The organism is Actibacterium atlanticum, assembly GCF_000671395.1.
Taxonomy (GTDB): domain Bacteria; phylum Pseudomonadota; class Alphaproteobacteria; order Rhodobacterales; family Rhodobacteraceae; genus Actibacterium_D; species Actibacterium_D atlanticum.
In genome coordinates, this window is the sequence record NZ_AQQY01000002.1 from 66,816 (window position 1) to 88,731 (window position 21,916).

At 59.8% G+C, this 21,916-nt stretch carries 21 protein-coding genes and 1 tRNA gene; 10 read left to right on the forward strand and 12 right to left on the reverse strand.

The genetic code is table 11. The features are described from left to right. Nucleotides 1–34 precede the first annotated feature (34 nt). Together ATO10_RS04295 and ATO10_RS04300 are read right to left on the reverse strand one after the other, a co-directional pair. Nucleotides 35–1,402: a sensor histidine kinase gene (locus ATO10_RS04295; RefSeq protein WP_035248596.1), complete on the reverse strand. Its 1,368-nt coding sequence runs from the start codon at nt 1,400–1,402 to the stop codon at nt 35–37. Beyond that, the gene (locus ATO10_RS04300) at nt 1,399–2,070 is read right to left on the reverse strand and encodes a response regulator transcription factor (protein WP_035248597.1); all 672 of its coding nucleotides are present in this window, start codon (nt 2,068–2,070) and stop codon (nt 1,399–1,401) included. The genes ATO10_RS04295 and ATO10_RS04300 overlap by 4 nt, the downstream gene beginning before the upstream one ends. Nucleotides 2,071–2,207: 137 nt before the next feature. Here ATO10_RS04300 and ATO10_RS04305 point away from each other — a divergent pair, with 137 nt between their 5' ends. The 6 genes from ATO10_RS04305 to ATO10_RS04330 all read left to right on the forward strand — a co-directional run bounded on the left by ATO10_RS04305 (nt 2,208) and on the right by ATO10_RS04330 (nt 8,515). Further along, entirely contained in the window at nt 2,208–3,299 is a 1,092-nt protein-coding gene (locus ATO10_RS04305) for a type 2 periplasmic-binding domain-containing protein (RefSeq protein ID WP_035248600.1), read from the forward strand. Nucleotides 3,300–3,381: 82 nt separating this feature from the next. Beyond that, the gene (locus ATO10_RS04310) at nt 3,382–5,412 is read left to right on the forward strand and encodes a tripartite tricarboxylate transporter permease (RefSeq protein WP_035248602.1); all 2,031 of its coding nucleotides are present in this window, start codon (nt 3,382–3,384) and stop codon (nt 5,410–5,412) included. Next, nucleotides 5,409–6,503 (forward strand): 4-oxalomesaconate tautomerase, encoded by a 1,095-nt coding sequence (locus tag ATO10_RS04315; RefSeq protein ID WP_035248603.1) that lies wholly within the window; start codon nt 5,409–5,411, stop codon nt 6,501–6,503. The genes ATO10_RS04310 and ATO10_RS04315 overlap by 4 nt, the downstream gene beginning before the upstream one ends. 3 nt (nt 6,504–6,506) lie before the next feature. Continuing rightward, on the forward strand, nt 6,507–7,328 hold the full coding sequence (locus tag ATO10_RS04320) for a universal stress protein (RefSeq protein ID WP_035248605.1): 822 nt from the start codon (nt 6,507–6,509) through the stop codon (nt 7,326–7,328). Between the two features lie 12 nt (nt 7,329–7,340). Further along, on the forward strand, nt 7,341–7,523 hold the full coding sequence (locus ATO10_RS04325) for a hypothetical protein (protein WP_035248607.1): 183 nt from the start codon (nt 7,341–7,343) through the stop codon (nt 7,521–7,523). A gap of 14 nt (nt 7,524–7,537) precedes the next feature. Next, entirely contained in the window at nt 7,538–8,515 is a 978-nt protein-coding gene (locus ATO10_RS04330; protein WP_035248609.1) for a D-2-hydroxyacid dehydrogenase family protein, read from the forward strand. On the opposite strand, the gene ATO10_RS04335 is transcribed toward ATO10_RS04330, so the two are convergent. The 3 genes from ATO10_RS04335 to tcuA form a co-directional block, all read right to left on the reverse strand. Then, nucleotides 8,487–9,533 (reverse strand): AbrB family transcriptional regulator, encoded by a 1,047-nt coding sequence (locus ATO10_RS04335; protein WP_035248611.1) that lies wholly within the window; start codon nt 9,531–9,533, stop codon nt 8,487–8,489. The two genes, ATO10_RS04330 and ATO10_RS04335, sit on opposite strands and share 29 nt — an antisense overlap. A gap of 78 nt (nt 9,534–9,611) precedes the next feature. Next, entirely contained in the window at nt 9,612–10,706 is a 1,095-nt protein-coding gene (gene tcuB, locus ATO10_RS04340; RefSeq protein WP_051597942.1) for a tricarballylate utilization 4Fe-4S protein TcuB, read from the reverse strand. Next, entirely contained in the window at nt 10,696–12,081 is a 1,386-nt protein-coding gene (gene tcuA / locus ATO10_RS04345; RefSeq protein ID WP_035248613.1) for an FAD-dependent tricarballylate dehydrogenase TcuA, read from the reverse strand. The genes tcuB and tcuA overlap by 11 nt, the downstream gene beginning before the upstream one ends. A 78-nt stretch (nt 12,082–12,159) precedes the next feature. On the opposite strand from tcuA, the gene ATO10_RS04350 reads away from it, so the two are divergent. After that, nucleotides 12,160–13,071 (forward strand): LysR family transcriptional regulator, encoded by a 912-nt coding sequence (locus tag ATO10_RS04350; RefSeq protein WP_051597943.1) that lies wholly within the window; start codon nt 12,160–12,162, stop codon nt 13,069–13,071. 52 nt (nt 13,072–13,123) lie between these two features. On the opposite strand, the gene ATO10_RS04355 is transcribed toward ATO10_RS04350, so the two are convergent. The 6 genes from ATO10_RS04355 to ATO10_RS04380 all read right to left on the reverse strand — a co-directional run bounded on the left by ATO10_RS04355 (nt 13,124) and on the right by ATO10_RS04380 (nt 18,693). Further along, nucleotides 13,124–13,200 (reverse strand) — tRNA-Met (locus tag ATO10_RS04355). A gap of 79 nt (nt 13,201–13,279) precedes the next feature. Next, nucleotides 13,280–14,674, reverse strand: coding sequence for an aspartate aminotransferase family protein (locus ATO10_RS04360; RefSeq protein ID WP_035248614.1), 1,395 nt, complete (start codon nt 14,672–14,674; stop codon nt 13,280–13,282). Between the two features lie 48 nt (nt 14,675–14,722). Then, the gene (locus ATO10_RS04365; RefSeq protein ID WP_035248616.1) at nt 14,723–15,796 is read right to left on the reverse strand and encodes an ABC transporter ATP-binding protein; all 1,074 of its coding nucleotides are present in this window, start codon (nt 15,794–15,796) and stop codon (nt 14,723–14,725) included. After that, nucleotides 15,793–16,632: an ABC transporter permease gene (locus ATO10_RS04370; protein WP_035248617.1), complete on the reverse strand. Its 840-nt coding sequence runs from the start codon at nt 16,630–16,632 to the stop codon at nt 15,793–15,795. The genes ATO10_RS04365 and ATO10_RS04370 overlap by 4 nt, the downstream gene beginning before the upstream one ends. Then, a complete protein-coding gene (locus ATO10_RS04375) occupies nt 16,625–17,545 on the reverse strand; it encodes an ABC transporter permease (RefSeq protein ID WP_035248619.1) in 921 nt (306 codons plus the stop codon). The genes ATO10_RS04370 and ATO10_RS04375 overlap by 8 nt, the downstream gene beginning before the upstream one ends. Before the next feature lie 77 nt (nt 17,546–17,622). Next, a complete protein-coding gene (locus ATO10_RS04380) occupies nt 17,623–18,693 on the reverse strand; it encodes an ABC transporter substrate-binding protein (protein ID WP_035248620.1) in 1,071 nt (356 codons plus the stop codon). Nucleotides 18,694–18,861: 168 nt separating this feature from the next. On the opposite strand from ATO10_RS04380, the gene ATO10_RS04385 reads away from it, so the two are divergent. From ATO10_RS04385 to uraH, 3 genes are all read left to right on the forward strand, one after another. Beyond that, entirely contained in the window at nt 18,862–19,533 is a 672-nt protein-coding gene (locus tag ATO10_RS04385; protein WP_051597944.1) for a GntR family transcriptional regulator, read from the forward strand. A gap of 78 nt (nt 19,534–19,611) precedes the next feature. Then, entirely contained in the window at nt 19,612–20,724 is a 1,113-nt protein-coding gene (locus ATO10_RS04390) for an S-(hydroxymethyl)glutathione dehydrogenase/class III alcohol dehydrogenase (protein WP_035248622.1), read from the forward strand. A 57-nt stretch (nt 20,725–20,781) separates the two neighbouring features. Next, nucleotides 20,782–21,141: a hydroxyisourate hydrolase gene (uraH, locus tag ATO10_RS04395; protein ID WP_035248623.1), complete on the forward strand. Its 360-nt coding sequence runs from the start codon at nt 20,782–20,784 to the stop codon at nt 21,139–21,141. On the opposite strand, the gene ATO10_RS04400 is transcribed toward uraH, so the two are convergent. Beyond that, nucleotides 21,138–21,884: a 2-dehydro-3-deoxygalactonokinase gene (locus ATO10_RS04400; RefSeq protein WP_051597945.1), complete on the reverse strand. Its 747-nt coding sequence runs from the start codon at nt 21,882–21,884 to the stop codon at nt 21,138–21,140. The two genes, uraH and ATO10_RS04400, sit on opposite strands and share 4 nt — an antisense overlap. Nucleotides 21,885–21,916: the final 32 nt, after the last annotated feature.

A 21,916-nucleotide genomic window follows, 5' to 3' on the forward strand; every position in this document is an offset into this window, starting at 1 on the left:
CTGGCAGCGGCCGGTGGTCCATTCGCTGGGTAGCCTATTTGGCGCGGGGCAGGCGCAGTGTCACGCTGGCGCCTTTGTCGACCCGGTTGATGACCAAAGAGCCATCGTGGCGTTCCGCAACAGAGACGACAATCGCCAGACCAAGGCCGCTGCCTTCTGACGGTTCGACCTGTGAAAAGCGGCCCAGAGCCAGCGCGCTGTCTTCGGGCGATAGTCCCTTCCCATCATCCATGACTGTGACCATTGCGGTTGTGTCATCCGGGTGCAGGTCGACGGTTATGGAGGTCAAGTCCGGGCCGCCATGTTTAAGCGCATTGTCGATCAGATTCTTGATCGCTTCAGCGATGAACAGCCGGTCCCCGTGGATATCGACGGGATGCTCCGGGGCAATCAGTTCGAAGTCGATGTTGTGTCGCAGCACGCTTGGCCCGGCCTCGGCGCAGATGGTCCGAAGCTCTTGCGTCAGGTCAAAGGTTTCGGTGTGACCGTCTGGCATGGGTTGGCGCAGCCGGTCCATTGACAGCAACTGATCGGCGACGCGGGCGGAGTTCCGCGCGGCGGCGACCAATTCGTCGATCCGCTGATCGCGCTGGGCCGGGGTCGGCGAGTCCTGCAGGGCTTCGGCCATGGATTGGACCGCAGCGGCCGGATTGCGCAACTGATGCGCGGCGTTCGAAATGAACACCTGATGCGCGGCAATACTGTCTTCGACCTTGGCGAACAGCCGGTTCAGTGTTTCCACGATCCCCTGTGCTTCGATCGGAATGGCGCGTTTGATTTGGCTTAGATCGTTCGGTGACCGGATCGCGATGGCCTGTTGCAGATCAAGCAAGGGGCGCAGCCCCAATGCAACCCCGAACCACACCACAAGCGCCAGCGTGAAAAGCAGAACACCGATCAAACCGGCAGCGCGCAAGGCAAGCTCGGCGGCGAACCGGCTTCGATCAGAAATGCGTTGCCACACTGTTACCGTGGCATTGCCCGTCACGCCGTCGATGGCCACGCGTTCGACAATTCGCAACACGCGCACCGTTTCGCCCCGGTACTGTGCTTCGAAATAGACCGGTGCGTGAATATCTGCGCGGTTGGTGACGGTCCCGGCAGGCGGATAGGCATAGCCTGTCACATAGATCCCGCCCGGACCGGTCGCATGATAGAAAACCTCGCCGCCGGTGGCGTCGCTGATCAGGTCACTGGTCGTGGGCGAAAGCGCATCCCCGCCCGAAATCGCCACATCACGGGAAATGGCAAGCGCGGCGGACAAAAGCGAGCGGTCGAACAGCTCTTCTGCGGTCGTCTGCGCCACGGTAAAGCGCCAGTATCCAAGCAGCAGCGCCATCAATAGCAAAGGGGTCAGGATCAGGACGAACAATCTTTGCCGCAGCGAGTAAACATTGTTCATGCCGGGGTTTCTTCCAGCATATACCCAAGCCCGCGCGCGGTTTTGATGACCACCCCATGTTCGGCCAGGCGGCGGCGCAGGCGCGACACCAAGGGTTCGACCGCCGTGTCATCAACATCTGCGCCAATCCCGTAGACGTGATCTGTCAACGCCGGTTTTGACACCAGCCGACCGCGTCGATCCAACAGGCATTCCAGCACGGCCAGCTCTTTGCGGGGAATGTCCAGCCGCTCTCCACAGGCGGTGACCTGTCGGGCGGTGCGGTCAAACGTGACAACGCCGATGGTTTCCTTTGCCCCGAATTCCAGGTTCTTGCGGCGCGACAGCGCGCGGATTCGGGCCTCCAGTTCATCCATCTCGAAAGGTTTGACCAAATAGTCGTCGGCGCCCAGATCAAGCCCGGCGACTCGGTCGCTGGTTTCGCTGCGTGCTGTCAGCAGAATGACGGGGCAATTGTCGCCTCGCGCCCGCAGATTTTGCAGAATTTCAAGGCCGCTTTTTCCGGGCAGATTGATATCCAACACAACAAGATCGCCACCTTCCTGAGCCAAAAATGCATCGGCTTCGTCGCCGCTGGTCAGCACATCTGCTGCATGGCCACGGTCACGCAGACGATAGGAAATCGCTTTAGCGAGCGTTTCATTGTCTTCGACGATGACGATACGCATTTTTTGGTTCCGCAAGGTTCACGCAAGGTTGGCCTCTCATGATCCGCAGATCTTAAGGGGAATCAATCCCCGTATTTGGTCAGACACTGTCGCCTTGGAGGAGATGCTGTGTTTGACTGGTCATTAGGGAGGAATACATGACCATTTCCAAATTCACGCGCCGTGCTGTTGTTGGCCTGATTGCCGCTGCCGGTATTGCCGCGCCCGCCGCCGCTGCCGAGGTTGATTTCTCGGGCAAGACCATTGAATGGGTGATCCCGTTCTCGGAAACCGGTGGTTCGGCCAAATGGGCCAACTTCTTCGCACCGCTGCTATCCGAAGAGCTGCCCGGCAACCCCACTGTTGTTGTAAAGTTCATGCCCGGTGCAGGGTCGACCAAGGGCGCCAACTGGTTCCAGGAACAAGAGCACGAAGATGGCACCTTGCTGTTTGGCTCGTCGGGGTCCACCCAGTTCCCGTATCTGCTGGGCGATCCGCGCGTACGCTATGAGTACAATGACTGGAACGCTGTGATGGCGTCGGGCACCGGTGGTGTGGCCTATCTGAACGCCGAAGACGGCGCGAAGTTTGATGGCTCGGCCAATGCGCTGAAAGACACCGACTTTATCTATGGCTCGCAGGGCGCGACCCGTCTTGATCTGGTGCCGCTGCTGGCCTGGGAAATGCTGGGCATGAATGTCGAGCCGGTGTTTGGCATCAAAGGCCGTGGCGATGGCCGCCTGATGTTTGAGCGCGGCGAAGCCAACATCGATTATCAGACCTCGTCGGGCTACCTGAAGGGTTCGGCCGACATGGTCGAAGCTGGCACCGCTGTTCCTATGATGACCTGGGGTGCGCTGGACGCCGATGGCAACATCGTGCGCGACCCGACTTTCCCCGAAATTGCGACCTTCAAAGAGGTCTGCGAAGCGACGGATGGTTGCGAAACCTCGGGTGAAGCATGGGATGCCTGGAAAGCCTTCTTCATCTCGGGTTTCCCGGTGCAGAAACTGGCCTTCCTGCCCGCAGGTACACCGCAGGACGTAATCGATACCTACACCGCCGCGTTTGAAGCTGTGCGCAGCCGTCCGGATTTCCCCGAAATCTCTTCGAAGCGCGTTGGCAAATACGATGTCTTTGTCGGTGAAGGCGCCCAGACTGCTTTGGGCACCGCGACCAACGTACCTGACGAAGCAAAAGCATTCGTCGTGACCTGGCTCAAAGAAGCCTACGGCGTTGAACTGAAGTAACACCAGTTCTAACTCGGCGCGCCTTTGCTCTCCCAGAGGCGCGCCACTTTCCAACTTAAAAATCTAACTGAAAGCGAGTCCTATGGAGATGTTCGCTACCGCACTTCCTGCGCTTGGTGACGCGTGGGCATTGATCCTGCAACCTGTCGTTCTTGGCTATCTTGTTCTGGGCGTTGTGATGGGGCTTGCCGTTGGCGTTTTCCCCGGTTTGGGAGGCATCGCAGGCCTTTCCCTGCTGCTGCCTTTCATGTTCGGCATGGACCCAATCCTTGGGCTGGCGCTGATGATCGGCATGGTGGCCGTGGTGCCAACCTCAGACACGTTCGCATCGGTTTTAATGGGCATCCCCGGCAGTTCGGCATCACAGGCAACGGTGCTGGATGGCTTCCCAATGGCCAAGAAAGGCGAGGCCGCGCGGGCCTTGTCCGCCGCTTTTGCCTCGTCGTTGTTTGGCGGGCTGGTCGGTGCCAGTTTCCTGACCATCTTCATTCTGGTGGCGCGCCCCATCGTGCTGGCCTTTGGCTTGCCCGAGATGTTGATGATTACCATCCTTGGCCTGTCGATGGTCGCCATTCTGGCCGGTCGCATCGCGCTGAAGGGGCTGGCGGCGGCCGGGCTTGGCCTGATGATCGGCACCATCGGCGAGGCCGACGCGGGCGGCAGCCTGCGCATGGCCACCTATGATATTCCCTACCTGACCGACGGGCTGAAGCTGGTTATCGTTGGTCTGGGTATCTTTGCCGTGCCTGAAATTGTTTCGCTGCTGCGTCAGGACCGTTCTATCGCCAAAGGCGCCAGCCTTGGTGCCGGTTGGTTTGATGGCGTAAAAGACTGGTTCGCCAATATCTGGCTGTCGATCCGCTGTTCGATCATCGGTGTTGTCGTGGGCGTGATCCCCGGCCTTGGTGGCTCGGTCGTGGACTGGATTGCCTATGGCCATTCGGTTCAGACCACCAAAGACAAATCGAACTTTGGCAAAGGCGAAGTGCGCGGCGTGATCGGGCCGGAAAGCAGTAACAACGCCAAAGAGGGCGGCGGGCTGGTGCCCACATTGCTGTTCGGCATCCCCGGATCTGGCTCCATGGCGATCTTCATCGGGGCTGTGGCCCTGCTGGGCTCGGGCGACATCGAAGTTGGCCCCGGCATGCTCAAGAACAATCTGGACATCACCTATTCGATCGTTTGGTTGCTGGCCCTGGCGAACGTGGTGGGTACGATCATCTGCATCGGCGCTTCGGGCGGTATCGCCAAGCTGACGACCATCAAATTCACCTATCTGGCACCTTTCCTGTTCATGCTGATCAGCTTTGCGGCTTTCCAGTCCGGGCAGAACTTCGAAGACCTTCTGGCGCTGTTTGTCATTGGTCTGATCGGGATTTTCCTGCGCCGCTTTGACTGGTCGCGCCCGGCTTTCCTGATCGGGTTCGTGTTGTCCAACCCGGTTGAAAAATTCACCAACCAAGCGTTCCAGATTGCCAGCTTTCGCTTTCGCAAAAGCTTTGAGGAAGGGATCGACTATATCTTCAGCCCGATCGTGATCGTGCTGATCATCATCACGCTGGTTTCAGTGGTGCTGGGCATTCGTCAGGCCAAAGCCATTATGGCCGAAGGGGATGTGCAATCTGGTTCGAAACGCGCGCCGCTGGTGTTCTTGCTGGTGATTGCGGGGTACCTGACCTTCGCATTGATCAATGCCAATATGATCCCTGACTACAACATGACCGACAAGGTGATCCCGTTGGTCGTGGGTGGGTTCTCGTTGGCGTGCTGTCTGATCCTGTTGTTCCAGATGATGCGCCGCCCTGAGGGCGATAGCATCTTCGCCGACAAAGAGATCGCAGGTGAGGACGCCGATGCGCCCTATGGGCTTTGGTCAACGCTGGCCTGGTTCGCCGGTCTGATCGCGGCGACCTGGTTCGTGGGCTTCATTCTGGCGCTGATCGGCTTCCTTGTCGCCTTCTTCCGGGTGCGCGCAGGGGCGGGCTGGGGCAAGACCTTGCTGTTGACCGCCTGCGGCATCGGCTTCATGTGCCTGATGGCAGGCGCGCTGAACCGCGACTTCCCGCCGGGTCTGTTGCAGGGGGCGGTAGACTTGCCGTGGCCGCTGAAATGACCCAGACAGGCATCCCCTATACCTTCATGCGGGGCGGGACCTCGCGCGGGCCCTACTTCCTGCGCGCGGACCTGCCCGAGGATCTGGACACGCTGGCACAGGTGCTGATCAGCGCCGTCGGCTCAGGTCACCCGCTTAATATCGACGGGATCGGCGGCGGCGCCGCCGTCACCACCAAAGTCGCCATGCTCTCCAAAAGCGATGACGACTGGGCCGATATCGACTATTTCTTCGCGCAGGTTTCTGTCGAAGAAAAGCTGGTCGATTTCAAACCCACCTGCGGCAATATCATGTCCGGTGTCGGCCCCGCCGCGCTTGAGATGGGCCTGATTGACCCCACCGGGGACATCACCGAGATCAAAATCCGCGCCGTCAACACCGGCGCCCAGGTTGTGGCACAGGTCGAAACGCCCGGCGGAGAGCTGACCTATGAGGGCGACACGGCAATCGCCGGCGCCCCCGGCACCGCGGCCCCGGTTTTGCTCAAGTTCATGGGCGTGGTCGGTTCGGCCACGGGCGCGTTCCTGCCCACCGGTCAACTGCGCGATGTGATCGACGGCATCGAGGTCACCTGCATGGACGTGGCGATGCCCGTGGTCATCGCACGGGCGACGGACTTCGGGCTGTCGGGCCACGAAAGCGCCGCCGAGCTGGACGCCAACAAAGCGTTCTTTGACCGCATGGAGGCGATCCGCCGAAAGGCAGGCGAGCTGATGGGCATGGGCGATGTGTCCAAGTCCGTCACACCCAAGTTCGGCCTGCTTGCCCCCGCCGAAAACGGCGGCACCATCGCCGCACGATACTTCATGCCGTGGAAGACCCACCCAACGATGGCCGTCACCGGCGCCCAATGCCTTGCCTCATGCGCGCTGACACCGGGCACCATTGCAGATGGCATGCTGGAACGCAGTTCAGACAGTCCCTGCGATGTGGTTTTGGAGCATGCGTCAGGCACGATCAGCGTGCTGGTCGATTTTACTGCCAACAATGGTTTCGCGCTGAACTCGGCCGGGTTGCTGCGCACGGCACGCAAGCTGGCCGATGGCCATGTCTATGTACCCAGTTCCGTCTGGGCCGAAAAAGAGGACTGACCCATGAGCATGACGAATATCCTCGTTGCTTTTAATGGCACGGAAAGCGCCGCGTCGGCGTTGCTTTATGCCGCCAACCTCGTGCGCGCTAACGGGGGTCATGTCACGGCGGTGCTGGCCCACAGCACCCACGAGGCCGTCAACAGCCGCGCAGCCTGGGTTCCGGCTAAAGCACAGCAGATTATTCAGGACGCGAACGCTGAAATCATCGAGCAGATCGAGGCCCGTTTTGAAAGCTATCGCACCCAGTTGGACCTGGGGGACAGGCTTCATTTCATGCGGGCTGCGGGCCGTGTCGATGCGATCTTGTCGGAATGCGCACGCGGATTTGACATGATCGTCGTTGGGCAGGATCAGACTGAATCCGTTGATGAACATGTCACCATTCACCCGGATCGCATCGCGCTGCTTAGCGGGCGCCCGCTTGTCGTGGTGCCAATGGGCTATGACGCCACCGCGCAGCATTCGCATGCGGCTGTGGCCTGGGATGGCAGTCGGGCCTCGGCGCGGGCCTTGTCGGACAGTTTGGGGCTGCTTGAGGATCAGGGTAAGGTTTCGGTACTCACTGTTGGTGACGACCCGTTGCCGCGTCCGATGAACGATGTTCTTACCCACCTGTCGCGCCACGGCATTGATGCCCAGCACAATGATCTGCCCCTGCAGGGCGACGTTGCTCAGACATTGCTGCGGTTCACCCGCGATCACGACCCCTGCCTGCTTGTGATGGGCGCTTACGAGCACTCTAAGTTCCGCGAAGACTTCCTTGGCGGCTTAACGGCCAAGATACTTCGTGCAATCGACATTCCGGTTCTGCTGGCACATTAAGGAAGCCTGAAAATGACCTCACACGAAGCACAAGATCAGATCAGCGCAGCGATGGAGCAGCTGAAAGCGCTGCGTGACGCCATCGGCGCACAGCTCGCCAAGCCGGGGGTCGATATGGCCTCGTGCGATGGTGAAACGCACCGCCTGTCGGATTTGCACGACCGACTGGCCCGCGCCATACAAGCCTATTACTGACCGAAAGGGCGGTTATGAAAGTCCATATCCTTGACGACTGGTTTGATACACTGCGTGGATTGCCGTGTTTTGCCAAACTGGATGGCCATGAGGTGACCGTCTGGACCGATCACGTCGAGGATATTGACCTTTTGGCGACCCGTCTGGCCGAGGCCGAGGCGTTGGTGTTGTTCCGTGAGCGCACCAAGATCACCGGGCAGCTTTTGGCGCGCCTGCCGAACCTGAAACTGATCAGTCAGCGCAGCGTTTACCCGCATATCGACGTACCTGCCTGCACTGCCAATAACGTGGTGTTGAGTTCGAAGATGCCGGCTGGGTCCACCAACTATGCGGCGGCGGAACTGACCTGGGGGTTGGTCTTAGCGGCAATGCGCCAGATCCCGGCGCAAATGGCTTCGACCAAGGCGGGCACTTGGCAGATGGGGGTTGGCAAGACACTGCATGGGCGCCGTCTGGGCCTGTATGGCTATGGCCGAATTGCCAAAGCGGTGGCAGGCTATGCCAAGGCCTTTGGCATGGAGGTGGTCTGGTGGGCGTCTGACGCGGGTCGCGCGCGGGCTGAAGCAGACGGCGAAACGGTGGCCAAAAGACGAGCGGTCTTTTTCGCTGAGAGCGACGTGGTATCGGTGCATCTGCGTTTGAAACCGGCCACCAAAGGCATCATCACTGCAGGCGACCTGGCGCTGATGCGCGAGGACGCGCTGTTTGTGAACACCTCTCGTGCCGGTTTGATCGAGCCGGGGGCTTTGTTGGATGCGCTGAACGCGGGGCGCCCCGGCACAGCCGCGATCGACGTGTTCGACACCGAGCCGATGCGCGACCCAACGGACCCGCTGTTGGCGCATCCAAACCTGATTTGCACCCCTCATATCGGCTTTGTCACCGAGGACGAGTTTGATTTGCAGTTCGGCGATATCTTCGATCAGATCAATGCCTATGCCAGCGGCGCACCGACCCACATGATCAATCCCGAGGTTTGGAGCGCGTCGTAACCCAACGCGCCACGATTGGGGCACCGGTGATCACCAGAACGATCCGCACCAGATGGTGGGCGATCACAAAGCCCAGATCCGCACCTGCAACAATCGCCAGTACCGTCATTTCGGCCTGACCGCCGGGCGCAAAGGCCAAGAAGGCCTCAATTGCCGGGGCCAACCCCAGCAGGTTCGCCAGCTGTGCAAAGAAGGCCGCAAGCACCGCAAGGATCAGCACAAAGGCCACCCCAGCCGCGATGATCTTGCGCAGCTCGGCCAATGTGACCCCGACATAATGCACCCCGACTCCGATGCCGATGAAGAACTGCGCGGCAAGAATGGCTTCGGCCGGGGGGCGACTGTGCAGAAGGCCAGTCAGGGACAGGGCCGCAGCCGCAATCATCGGGCCAAGGATCGAGGCCCCGAACAGGCCAACGCGCACACCGCCTTTCCAGCCGATCAAGGCGGCAGCGGCCATCAGCAGCAGTTCGTGGATTGGCAGATCCGCGGCGGGTTGACCGATGGGGTTGGTCAAGCCCGCACCGTAAAGGCTTGTCAGAAGGATCGGTGCGACGGTCACGATTATCAGAACCCGGGTGGCATGGATCAGGGACAGGATGCGCGGGTTGCCTCCGGCCTCTTGTCCGAAAATGATCATGTCCTGCAAACCGCCGGGCATGGCGGCGTAATAGGCGGTGACCGTGTCAAAGCCGCAGACTTTGCGAAAGAAGGGCACGCCGACCAATCCGATCAAGGCGATATAGATCGGGATCAGGGCGACTGACCCGGCCATCTGCGGCAGTTGCGCCAAAACGGCGGGGGTGATGGTTGCGCCGACGGCCACGCCCAATATGGTGCGCGCGCCGACCGAGACCTGCCCGAACCCTTGCAGCTTGCCCCCCGCCAACGCGACCACCAGACAGCCCGCCATCGGGCCAAACAGAAAGGGCAGCGGCAGGCCCGTGAAGTAAAACACCGCAAGCCCGGCAAGAGCGGAAACCGCGGTCAGTAGCCGACCTTTGAGTATCTCAGACATTGGGAAACTCCTTGGGCTTTGAAAACGGAAAAACCGGCCGCTGGGGCCGGAAGTTCCTTGGGTATGTGTGTTGGCCGCTCAAGCGGCAGCTGCGGGTTTGGGATTGGGGGTGGGGCTTTTGTTTTGCTCCTCCCTGATCAGCGCCGTCAGGCGATAGAACCCGTGTGCCATCTTCGAGTATGGCGTCAGCAGGAAGAAACTAAGTACCGCCCCCAAATGCAACGCCAGCAGGACGGGCATAAGGGCCGTGCTGCCAAGGGCATAGAGCATCAACCCACTGAGGCCGACGAAACCAAGCAGCGCGATAAAGGCCATCTCGCCGCCCCATGCTTTGGCATCTGCCAGATTGCGGTCGGCCTTGAGTTTCAGCATTGCCATGCCCGTGGTGCCAACCGTCAGCAAAATACCCCCCGGTACACCCAGCAGCTTGGGCAGAGAGAAAAGCCCGTAAGGCGCGTGCATGTCGAATACATAGTGCATGACCGTGCCCGCCGAGGTCGACGCAAAGCACAACAGGAACCCATACATCACAGCCTGATGCACATGACGCCGAGCGTGGGAAAAGCGGTCTTCGTCTTCAAAATTGCAGCCATCACCATGCCCTGCGGCAAGGTCTTTCATCTTGGCAACGGCACCAAAAGCGCCGGTGATATGCGACAGGCGCAGGGGCTGGCCGCCAACCGACTTCCAATAGGCGCGCAAGCTAAGCGCAAGGCTGAACAGCGGGAACAGGAAAGCCGGGGCAAAGATCGCCACCATCGCATTGTGGGACAGCGCGGCATAAAAGCCATCGCCCCCGGCGGACCCTATCGCGCGGATCGCCCAGAACAGCAGGGCGAAGCCAAGAACGGTGACCACGGCGATACGCAACCCGTGGGTCTGGAACAATCGGGCAAAAGGGCCGGGCCAGGCAAAGCTTTCCCAGCTGTCACGACGGACCTCGGCCAAGGCTTTGGGCAGGTTCAGGTCAAACTCGTGCGGGGCGGTGTATTGGCAGGCGTAATAGCAGCCCCGGCAGTTGTGGCACAGGTTGGCCAGCTGGGTCAGATCGCCATCCGCAAAGGCGCGTTCGCGGTGCAGGGCGGGAAAGACTGAACAGTAGCCTTCGCAATAGCGGCAGGCGTTGCAAATCTCGGCCTGTCGCCGGGCTTCTTGAAGCAGATCAGTTTGCATAGGCAGCGGCCTCTCGTCCTGCGATGCGTCCAAAGACGGTTCCGATGGTCATGCCGTATCCGGCCAGATAGCCTTGGCCCAGAATTGAGCCTGCCATTGTCTCACCCGCGGCCCAAAGGTTCTTGATCGGGCCATCCTTGGTTGAACACTGCGCGGTGTCATCGACCTTGAGCCCCAGATAGGTGAAGGTCACCCCGGTCCGCAGCGAATAGCCATAGAACGGCGGCTCGGTGATCGGGCGGGCCCAGTTGGTTTTTGCGGGCGTGATCCCGGTGGTGGTCACGCCGTCCAGCTCGGTCGGGTGGAAGTTGGAGGTATCCCCACAGGCGGCATTGAAGTCCTCTACGGTTGCGCGCAGCTTATCGGCAGGTAGGCCCATCATGACGGCCAGTTCCTCGATCGTGTCGGCCTTAAGCGGCGGAAAGACCGAGGGCATGAACAGGTTTAGCGACTTGGCGTCGATGACCACATACCCCACCTGATCAGGCTGTGCGGCGACCAACCGCCCCCAGATCGCATAGCGTTTGGGCCATGTGTCTTCGCCCTCGTCATAGAAGCGTTCTGCGTTTTTATTGACGACGATGGAAAATGGCACACAGTCCAGACGGGTGACGATGCCGCCATCATACTTCGGCGCGCGCCCGTCAATGGCGACGGCGTGGCACTGGGTGGGGTCGCCCACGGATTGCACGCCCTGCTCCAGCAGATCAGCAAGGACCACACCGCGGTTGTAAGGTGTGCCACGGATCAGGAAGTTCTTGGCAGGTTCCCCCCAGGCACGGGTCAGCCAATCGGTGTCGGCCTGAAACCCGCCCGAGGCGACAACAACGGCCTTGGGGCTGATGCGGTGGCTTTGGCCCGCGTGGGTATAGTCGACCCATGCGATACGATCGCTGTCTAGCTGCAGATGGGTCACGGCGGCTTCATAAAGCACGTCCACACCCAGCTTTTCAGCGGTGCGATAATAGGCGTTCACCAGGGATTTTCCGCCCCCCATGAAGAAGGCGTTGGTGCGCGCCAGCGACAGTGTGCCCGACAGCGATGGCTGAAACCGAACGCCATGTTCTTGCATCCATGGCAAACACTCCTCCGAGGTGCGAATGGCCAGACGCGCCAGATGTTCGTCGGTTTTGCCTGCGGTCACCTTCATCAGATCGGCGAAGTATTCCTCTTCGCTGTAACTTTCGACCAACGGGCCAAGCGGCCCTGAATGCATGCAGCGAAAGTTGCGGGTGTGGCGCGAATTACCGCCCCGATAGGCCTTGGGCGCGGTTTCCAGAATCAACACTTTGGCGCCAGCCTCAGCGGCCGTCATAGCGGCGCAAAGTGCAGCGTTTCCACCACCGATTATTGCAATGTCATATGGGCTGGTCATGTTCTGGCTTCCTTTGAAACCGGGATACCAACGGGATAATAAATTGACCAATGTTGGATTTTTCGCAATTAATGCGTAATGCGCATCAATTATGACTTCGCCGATCTTGAAGCCTTCCTTGCAGTCAAGGAAACCGGGTCATTTCATCTTGCCGCCGAGCGGCTGAACCTTTCGCAATCTGCGGTCACACGTCGGGTGCAAAAGTTAGAGACGGCCTTGGATTCGGTGCTGTTTGAACGCACCACGCGTGCGGTCAAACCCACGCTTGCCGCCAAGCGGTTACAGTCACGGGCCGAGGCGATACTGGACGATGCGCGGGAAACCGCATCGGCCATGCGCGATGAAAGCGTCGCTTATGCCTACCAACGCAATGCGGTGGTGACGGTGGCGGTTATTCCAACCGTGGCAAAGCTGATAATTCCGGAAGCAATCCGTAGGTTCCGCAGCCAAGGCCACGGCGCGCGGTTTCGATTTTTCGACCAATCCGCCAACGCTGTCGCAGAGTCGGTTGCGAGGGCCGAGGCGGATTTCGGCATTTGTTCGATCCCGGAACTGGAGCCAAACACCCGGTTTGAATCCCTGTTCAACGACCAGATTGTGCTGGTTCTGCCAAAGGACCATCCGCTGGTCGCGCAACGCCGTTTGAACTGGACCGACATCGCCAATGAAGATCTGATTGTGCCTGCGCGGGGCACCGGCAACAGGCTTTTGATAGACGAGGCAATGGCGCGGGCGGGCTTGCCGCTTTTGTGGGCCTATGAAATCCGTCGTTCGACAACTGCCTTGGACTTTGTGTCCGAGGGAATGGGCCTGGCCCTGTTGCCGCGTTCTGCGCTGGCCTCGTACCCGGATCGCGGCGTGGTTTTCAAACCCATCGACAACCCGACCATTCTGCGGCCCGTGGGGATGTTGAGCCGGATCGAACAAAAGCAGACGGCATCTGAGGGCGCATTCAAAGACATCATTCGCACCGTCTGCGCGACGCTTTAAGCGGCCACGAACCAGCGTTTCGCGGCTGCGATATATGATGTTCTGGGAAAATTGGTAGCGGAGGAGGGACTTGAACCCCCGACACGCGGATTATGATTCCGCTGCTCTAACCACCTGAGCTACTCCGCCACGGTGAGCGGCTGATTAAGCGAACGACGCGGGGGCGTCAATGGGGAAATTCGCGAATTTAGACATTTCCCCGACTGGCTTAGGCCGCCACCATCATACCGTCTGTTTTAAGGCCCGAGAGGGTCTCGTCCAGCGATTGAACCGCGCGTTCGAACAGCGTGTCGATTTCATCGCGCGAGATGATCAGAGGCGGGGCGATGATCATCCGGTCGCCCACGTGGCGCATGATCAGACCATTGGCAAAGCACCGTTCGCGACACCGAAAGCCCACGGTGCCCGGGTCAGATGCAAACTTGGCCCGCGCGGCTTTGTCGGGCGTCAGCGCCAGCCCGGCCATCAGCCCTTTGTTGACGGTTTCGCCGACCAGCGGATGATCGGCCAACTGCGCCCATTTCTCGGTCAGGTAGGGTATTGTGTCGGCGGCGGCCTTCTCGATGATCTGTTCTTCCTGCAGGATGCGCAGGTTTTCCAAAGCCACAGCGCAGGCCACCGGATGACCTGAATAGGTATAGCCGTGGTTGAAGTCGCCGCCGTGGTCTATCACCTGCGCGACCTCGTCCGACAGGATCGACGCGCCGATGGGCATATAGCCCGATGACAGGCCTTTGGCGGTGGTAATGATATCAGGGCGAATGTCATAGGTCTGACTGCCAAACCAGTTACCCGTGCGGCCAAATCCGGTGATGACCTCATCTGCGATCAGCAGGATGTCATAGTCGTCGCAGATGCGCTGGATTTCAGGCCAATAGGTATCGGGCGCGACGATCACGCCACCGGCGCCTTGCACCGGCTCGGCGATGAAGGCGGCGACGTTATCGGGGCCAACTTCATGGATCATTGCTTCCAGCTGGCGGGCACGGGCCAGGCCGAACTCCTCGGGCGACATGTCGCCGCCTTCGCCCCACCAATAAGGCTGGTCGATATGGACGATATCCGGGATCGGCAGGCCGCCCTGCGCGTGCATCCCCGACATGCCACCAAGCGACGCCGCGCCAACGGTTGAACCGTGATAGCCGTTCTTGCGGGCGATGATCACCTTCTTGTCAGGCTTGCCTTTGGTGGCCCAGTAGTGGCGCACCAGACGCAGGTTGGTGTCATTGGCTTCTGACCCGCCTGAGGCATAGAACACATGATTCAGATCGCCGGGCGCCAGCTCTGCCAGCTTCTGCGACAGGGCAATCACCGGCGGGTGCGATGTCTGAAAGAACGTGTTGTAGTAAGGCAGCTGCTGCATCTGGGCGTGGGCGGCATTGGCCAGTTCTTCGCGCCCATAGCCGATGTTGACGCACCACAGCCCGGCCATGCCATCCAGAATATCCACGCCTTCACTGTCTTGCAGCATGACGCCCTTGGCGCGGGTGATCACCCGCGCGCCTTTGGCCGCAAGTTCCGCCCCGTCGGTGAACGGGTGCATGTGATGGGCCGCATCAAGCGCCTGAAGATCCTGCGTGGGCAAGTTATGCAGAATGGTCATGGGAAACCTCACTTATTGATCGTATTGGCGGGCGCGGGGCCCGCATGTTCAAAGCGCGCTGTCGGGCAGCACCAGCATGTCTTCGGGGCGCCACCAGGCGCAGATGTCTGATCCGAACGCGGTTTTCATCAGCTGGTCGGCATCGGCCTCGGTGACCAGAGCGGTGATTGACGGGTGGCCCTCGACCCGGACTTCGACGATCGAGTTCATGCCCTGAAAGGCCACATCACCCAGCCGGCCGTTCACCGCAATGGCACCTTCAGGCGCGTCAGGGCCAACGCGCACCCGTTCGGGGCGCACAGCAAGGGTTTGTTTTTCGCCTTGGGCCGGGGGCAGGGCAACGGGAGGCAATACATCGCTCAGCAGCGCGCCGTCCTCTACGCCGGTCACGTCGAACATGTTGATCGAGCCGATGAAATCCGCGACGAAACGATCCACCGGGGCTTTGTACAGCTCGGCCGGGGTGCCCAACTGGCGCAGGCGTCCGGCGTCAAGCACAGCGACGCGGTCGGCCATGGCCAAAGCCTCGGACTGGTCGTGGGTGACCATCACGAAGGACACGCCGACGGTTTCTTGCAGCTTAACCAGCTCAAGGCGCATGGCGTCGCGCAGCTTGGCGTCCAGCGCCGACAGCGGTTCATCCAGCAACAGCACGCGCGGGCGTTTCACCAACGCACGGGCCAGCGCCACCCGCTGGCGTTGCCCCCCTGACAGCTGGTCGGGTTTGCGGTTGGCGAAAGGGGCCAGATGGACCTGTTCCAAGGCCTCTTGCACCTTCGGGCCAATCTCGGATTTGGGCAGTTTCTCAAGCTTTAGGCCGTAGGCGACGTTTTCGGCCACAGTCATATGCGGGAACACCGCATAGCTTTGGAACACCATGTTCACCGGGCGCTTGTTGGCGGGGATGTCGGTCATATCCTCGCCGCCGATCTGCACCACGCCCGAGGATGCGGTTTCCAGCCCGGCGATGATCCGCAGCAACGTGGATTTGCCGCAGCCCGAGGGGCCAAGCAGCGCGAAAATCTCGCCCGGCATGATGTCGATATTGATGCCTTCCAGCGCGGTGAAATTACCGAAATACTTGGACACGTCGTGGATGGAGATGATCGGGGCGTCGCTCATTTCTCGGTGTCTCCGATGTTCTGGAAGCGCATGGCAAGGGCGGTCACGACCAGCGTGACAAGGATCAGGATGGTCGAGGCGGCGTTGATCTCGGGCGTCACGGAAAACCGCACCATCGAGTAAACCTTGACCGGGAAGGTCACGGTATTGGGGCCTGAGGTGAAGAAGGTGATGACGAAATCATCCAAGGACAGCGTGAAGGCCAGCAACGCGCCCGCGATCAGGCCGGGGCGCATATGCGGCAGCAGGATGTCGCGGAACACTTGGAATTCGGATGCGCCGAGGTCTTTGGCGGCCTCTTCCATCTCGCGGTTGAAGCTGGACAGGCGCGTTCGGATCACCATGGCCGCGAAGGGGAAGGAAAAGGTGATATGCGCGATGATGATGTTGGTCAGGTTGAAGGGATAGGGCGTGCCCTGTGGCATCTGGAAGCCTATGGCGGAAAAGAACACCGCAAGGCTGACACCCATACAGATTTCCGGGATCACGATGGGCAGGGCCACCATGCCACTAAACACGGGTTTTAGCGGAAAGCGGAAACGCCACAGCACGACAGCGGTCATCGCCCCCAGGATAACGGCGAAAACCGTCGACACCACAGCGATGGTCAAGGAGTTCACGAAGGCTTCAACCAGACTGTCGTTGTTGAAGGCCTTTTCGTAATACTTGGTGGTGAAGCCCTTCCAGATCACATTCCCGCCGCGACGCGAGTTGTTGAACGAGAAGATGATCATCACAATGATCGGGGCATAAAGGAAGATCGTGCCCAGCAGGAAGATCAGCCGCATCGAGGGCTTACCGGCATAGTCGAACGGGTTGCGGCGCTGTTTAACCATCGCGTTGCCCCCCTTTGCGCATCTCGTAAATGGCCTGCAGAGCCAGAAGGATGAAGGTGATGTAGAGCAGGAACAGCGACAGCGCCGCGCCAAAGGGCCAGTCATTGGCCGATTTGAACTGGCGCGAGATCACATTGGCGATCATGTCGACCTGCCCGCGCCCCAGCATGTCGGGCGTCAGGAACGACCCAAGCATTGGGATGAAGGTGATGATCGCGGCGGTGGCGACACCGACCATGGTGAGTGGCAATAGGATCGAGCGGAAGGTGCGCCATTGGCTGGCGCCCAGATCAAGGCTGGCCTCAAGATAGTTGCGATCAAGGCGTTCCAGCGCGGAGTAGATCGGCAAAACGGTAAAGGGCAGGTGCACATAGACCAAGCCGATCACCACACCCAATGGCGTTCCAAGGAACTTGATCGGGACGAAGCTTTCGCCCAGCAGGTTCAGCGCGCCCAGCCCAATCAGATCCAACGCGCCATCGCCGAGATTCCAGAACCATTCGAGCAGATCATTCAGGCGCCCGCGGGTGCCCAGAATGTTCAGCAGCGCATAGGTGCGGATCAGAAGGTTGGTCCAGAAGGGCAGAATGATGATCAGCAAAAGCCAAGGTTTTGCCCCGCGTGAAGCGGTGGCGATGACCAGCGCAAGCGGATAGCCGATCAGCAGGCAGATCGCGGTGGAGGTCACCGACAGCAGCAGCGAGCGCCAGAAGAGCACCAGAATCTCGGATTCAAACAGGCGTTTGTAGTTTTCGAGCGTCCAGGTGGTCTTGATTTCCGTGAGGGAGACGTTTTCGCCAAAGCTGTAAACCCAGATGATTGCCAGCGGCACAAAGAAGAACAGCATCAGCCATCCGGCGGTGGGGCCGAAGAAGGCGAAGAAGACGCGGATGTTCTTGCGGAAGCTTTCCATGGGGCATCAATGGGGTTGGGAAAAGGAGGGAGGCGCGGGGCGGGGGATCGACCCCCGCCCCGCGCCCGGCTGGCTTATCAGCCCGCCGCTTTCACGCGGGTCCAGGCGGCATCGATTTTGGCGATGACGTCCTGACCGGGGAAGATCGACACTTCGGAGTTGGCCATGGCCTCGCCCGAGGGGAAGATTGCCGGGTTCTCATTATACTCGGGCCCCAGCAGCGCGCGCGCGGCTGTGTTGGGGGTGGCGTAGTAGATGAAATCGGCGATGGCCGCACCGGCCTCGGCACCCAGAATGTAGTTGATCAGTGCATGCGCACCTTCGGGATTGGGGCCGCCGGCTGGGATGCACAGGTCATCTTCCCACAACAGGCCGCCTTCTTTGGGCACGACGTAGCCGATGTCGTCATCCTCATCCATGGCTTGCAGGATGTCGCCGTTCCATTCCATGGCCAGATCGACCTCACCCGCCAGCAGCAGGTCCTGACCATTGTCTGGTGCAAAGGCGGTGATGCGCGACTTTTGCGCGATAATCATGGCCTCAGCCGCGGCGATGTTTTCATCGGTCCAATCGTTGAGCGACTTGCCCATCAGCTTCATCGCCATCTGCATGACGGTCTGGGCTTCGCTGAGGGTGGCGATGCGGCCGGCGTATTCATCCGAGGTCAGCAGGTCAGCCCAGCTGTCAGGCGTTTTGGAGACGGCAGACTTGCGATAGCCGATGCCGATGGTGCCCCACATATACGGCATGGTGTATTTGCGACCCGGGTCGTGCGCCGGGTTTGCAAAGCCGGGATCCAGATTCTTCATGTTCGGGATTTTCGAGTGATCCAGCGGCACCAGCATGTCAGCCTGGATCATACGTTCAACATAGTCATTTGTTGGCACGATCAGATCATAGCCCGGATTGCCGTTGCGCATTTTGGCGAACAGTTCGTCATTGTCGGCGAACAGGTCGTATTGCACATCAATGCCGGTTGCACCGGTGAAATCATCCAGTGTGGTTTCACCGATATAGGTGTCCCAGTTGTAGAAGTTCACCTGACCACCTTCGGCGCGCGCGCCTTTGGGCAGGTTCAGGGTCAGGCCAACTGCTGCTGCGCCTTGCAGCAGGTTTCGGCGGGAAATGGGAAGGCGGGATTTGCGCATGGCTTCATACTCCTGTCGGGCCCCTCGTCAGGCGAGGGTTGATGTGTTATAACACTGAAACGCTACACTGCGTTTCGAAACTTCTCAAGAAGAACCTCGTGATCCTTGCGCTTACAAGCACAAACGTCTCAAATTGCCTAAGAGTTTACCACGGACAGGGGAAAGCATTTGCCAGCAGACACGACATCAACTTCATTCCGACCCAACACGATCGCAGATGACCTGCAGCATACGCTGCGGGTATCATTGTTTTCCGGGGGGTATGCCCCGGGGCAGAAAATCTCGATCCGCAAATTGGCCGAGGAACACGACGTGTCTGTTATCCCCGCGCGCGATGCCCTGCGGGCGCTGGTTGCCGAAGGTGTGCTGGCGTTTACTGATAGCCGCACCATCGCAGTCCCGGTGCCAGATGCCCAACGCCTGAGCGACATCCGCTTTGCACGTACCAGTTTGGAGTGCGAGCTGGCCCGGCGCGCCTTTCCCCGTTTCTCGGCCACAGAACGGGCGGCGCTGCGCAGCATTGATCATGCATTGGACCAGGCGATTGAAGACAACGATATCCGGGCCTATGCGCAGGGGAACTTCGATTTCCACTTTTACATCTATAAGCGGGCCGAAGCTTCGGTGATGCTGAATTTGGTTGAAACCTTGTGGATGCTTTATGCGCCCAGCATGCGTGAAGTCTGTACGATGTATGGCGCAACCAACATTGCGCATGACTATCATCGGGCGGCGATGACAGCTTTGGATCAAGGTGACGAAGACGCATTTGTCGATGCCATCGCCAATGACATCGCGCAGGGTATGGATTTTATTGAAGCAGGCGGCCACCAGAATTGATTGTGCCGCAGCCAGTTTAGGCGCTAGCATTCCAGTAGTTTTACATTGCCGCGCTGTTTGGCGGCTGGGAGGAATAGGATGAGAACACGTGCAGCTGTGGCCATGGGCCCGGGCCTACCCCTGGAAGTGATGGACGTGAACCTTGAGGGCCCCAAGGCCGGAGAGGTGCTGATAGAGATCAAAGCGACCGGCCTGTGTCACACCGATGAATTTACCCGCTCGGGTGATGACCCTGAAGGTATATTTCCCGCGATTCTGGGCCACGAAGGCGCAGGCGTGGTGATTGAGGTCGGTGAAGGTGTCACCAGCCTTGAGGTTGGGGATCACGTCATCCCGCTGTACACGCCGGAATGTCGCGAATGCGAATACTGCCTGAACCCCAAGACCAACCTGTGCCAGTCGATTCGGTCCACACAGGGGCAGGGGCTGCTGCCCGATGGCTCGACCCGGTTTTCGATGCTGGATGGCACGCCGATTCACCATTACATGGGCTGTTCGACCTTTGCCAATCATACGGTGGTGCCTGAGATCGCGCTGGCCAAGATTCGCAAGGACGCCCCCTTTGACAAGGTTTGCTATATCGGCTGCGGCGTCACCACGGGCATAGGTGCGGTGATCAACACCGCCAAGGTCGAGATTGGCTCTCGCTGTGTGGTGTTCGGGCTGGGAGGCATTGGTCTGAATGTCATTCAGGGCCTGCGTATGGCGGGTGCGGATCAGATTGTTGGCGTTGACCTGAACGACAGCAAAGAGGATATGGCCCGCCAGTTCGGGCTGACCGACTTTGTGAACCCTTCGAAGGTGGATGGTGACGTGGTCGCCCATCTGGTCGATCTGACCAAAGGTGGCGCTGATTACACGTTTGATGCCACGGGCAATGTGAACGTGATGCGCACCGCGCTTGAATGCGCCCACAAGGGGTGGGGCGAAAGCATCATCATCGGGGTGGCGCCTGCGGGGGCTGAAATCTCGACCCGGCCTTTCCAGCTGGTCACCGGGCGCGTGTGGCGTGGGACTGCCTTTGGGGGCGCCAAGGGGCGCTCTGATGTGCCCAAGATCGTCGATTGGTATATGGACGGCAAGATTGAGATTGATCCCATGATCACCCACAAGCTGTCACTGGATCAGATCAACGAAGGGTTTGAGCTGATGCATGAAGGCAAATCCATCCGCGCGGTGGTGGAATTCTGAAGATGTGACCCAAAGCGCGCCCCATACGCGGGGCGCGCGTGACAAAGGAAAAAGCGAATGGCCGAAGGCTATCTGACCACTCACGTTCTGGACACCGCATGCGGCGTGCCCGCCCAAGGCATCACGATTTTGCTTTATCGGGTGTCGGGCAACAGTCACCGCAAGATCGCTGAGGCCGTGACAAATGACGATGGTCGCACGGATATGCCCCTTCTGCCCGCAGGCGAAATGAAGGCCGGAGACTATGAGCTGATCTTTCAGGTCGAAGACTATCTGCGAAACTCGGGGCAGGTCGAAGACGAGGTGCTGTTTCTTGGCCAGATCCCGATCCGCTTTGGGGTCTGCGACGAAAGCCTGCACTATCATGTGCCGCTTTTGCTCTCGCCCTATGGGTATTCCACCTATCGCGGCAGTTAAACGGTCAGGCGTTTGCGGGCTTCGCACAGGCCCGCGATCTGCATTTCGGCGCCGTCTTTTCGCAACGGGGGCATGCCCTGAGCGCTGATTGCTGCCTCATAGAGCGATGTCAGCGCGCCTCCTGTGATCAACGCCACCTGTTGGCCCAGCCAGTAAGGGCGCGTCGCCGCCAGCTCGGCACCAATCAGCGCCGAGGCCATCATCGCCGCATCGCCTGACACCTGCGCCGAATCAAGCCGTCCGGCCAGCCGTTCAGGTCGGGTCATGACATCTGACAGGGTCGTTTCATCCAGCGTTTCAACATCGGTTGCCTTAAGCGCTGCGGCGAGCTTTGGGGTGGCGAAACTTTGAAAACTGACAACCTCCTGTGCGCTGATATGGGCCCATATGGTGCTTGGCCCCGGAATGCACAGCACGCCATCAAAGTCCGGGTTCAATGCAACAAATCCGGCGATTTCAAGCTCGGCCCCTTTGGTCAGGTGCAGGGGGGATGCATTGCGCAGCGGGGCAACCAGATGCATCTTTCGCCCCTCAATTATCTGAGGCGACAGGCGATCAGGCAGGGGGGCACAAGGCACCGCGCGCGGCTCGGTCTTGCCAATGCCGCATCCGATGACGGGCGTGTCAGACGGCAACTCAGCAGCGTGCTCTTTCGAGACCAGTTGATCGCCCCGCATATGCCACATGGACAATTGCGCGCCCGCGCCAAACAGGGCGATCCAATCTGAGTGATCAAGGGTCATTGCGGCCTCTCCCATCGGGTTTGGCCGCAACC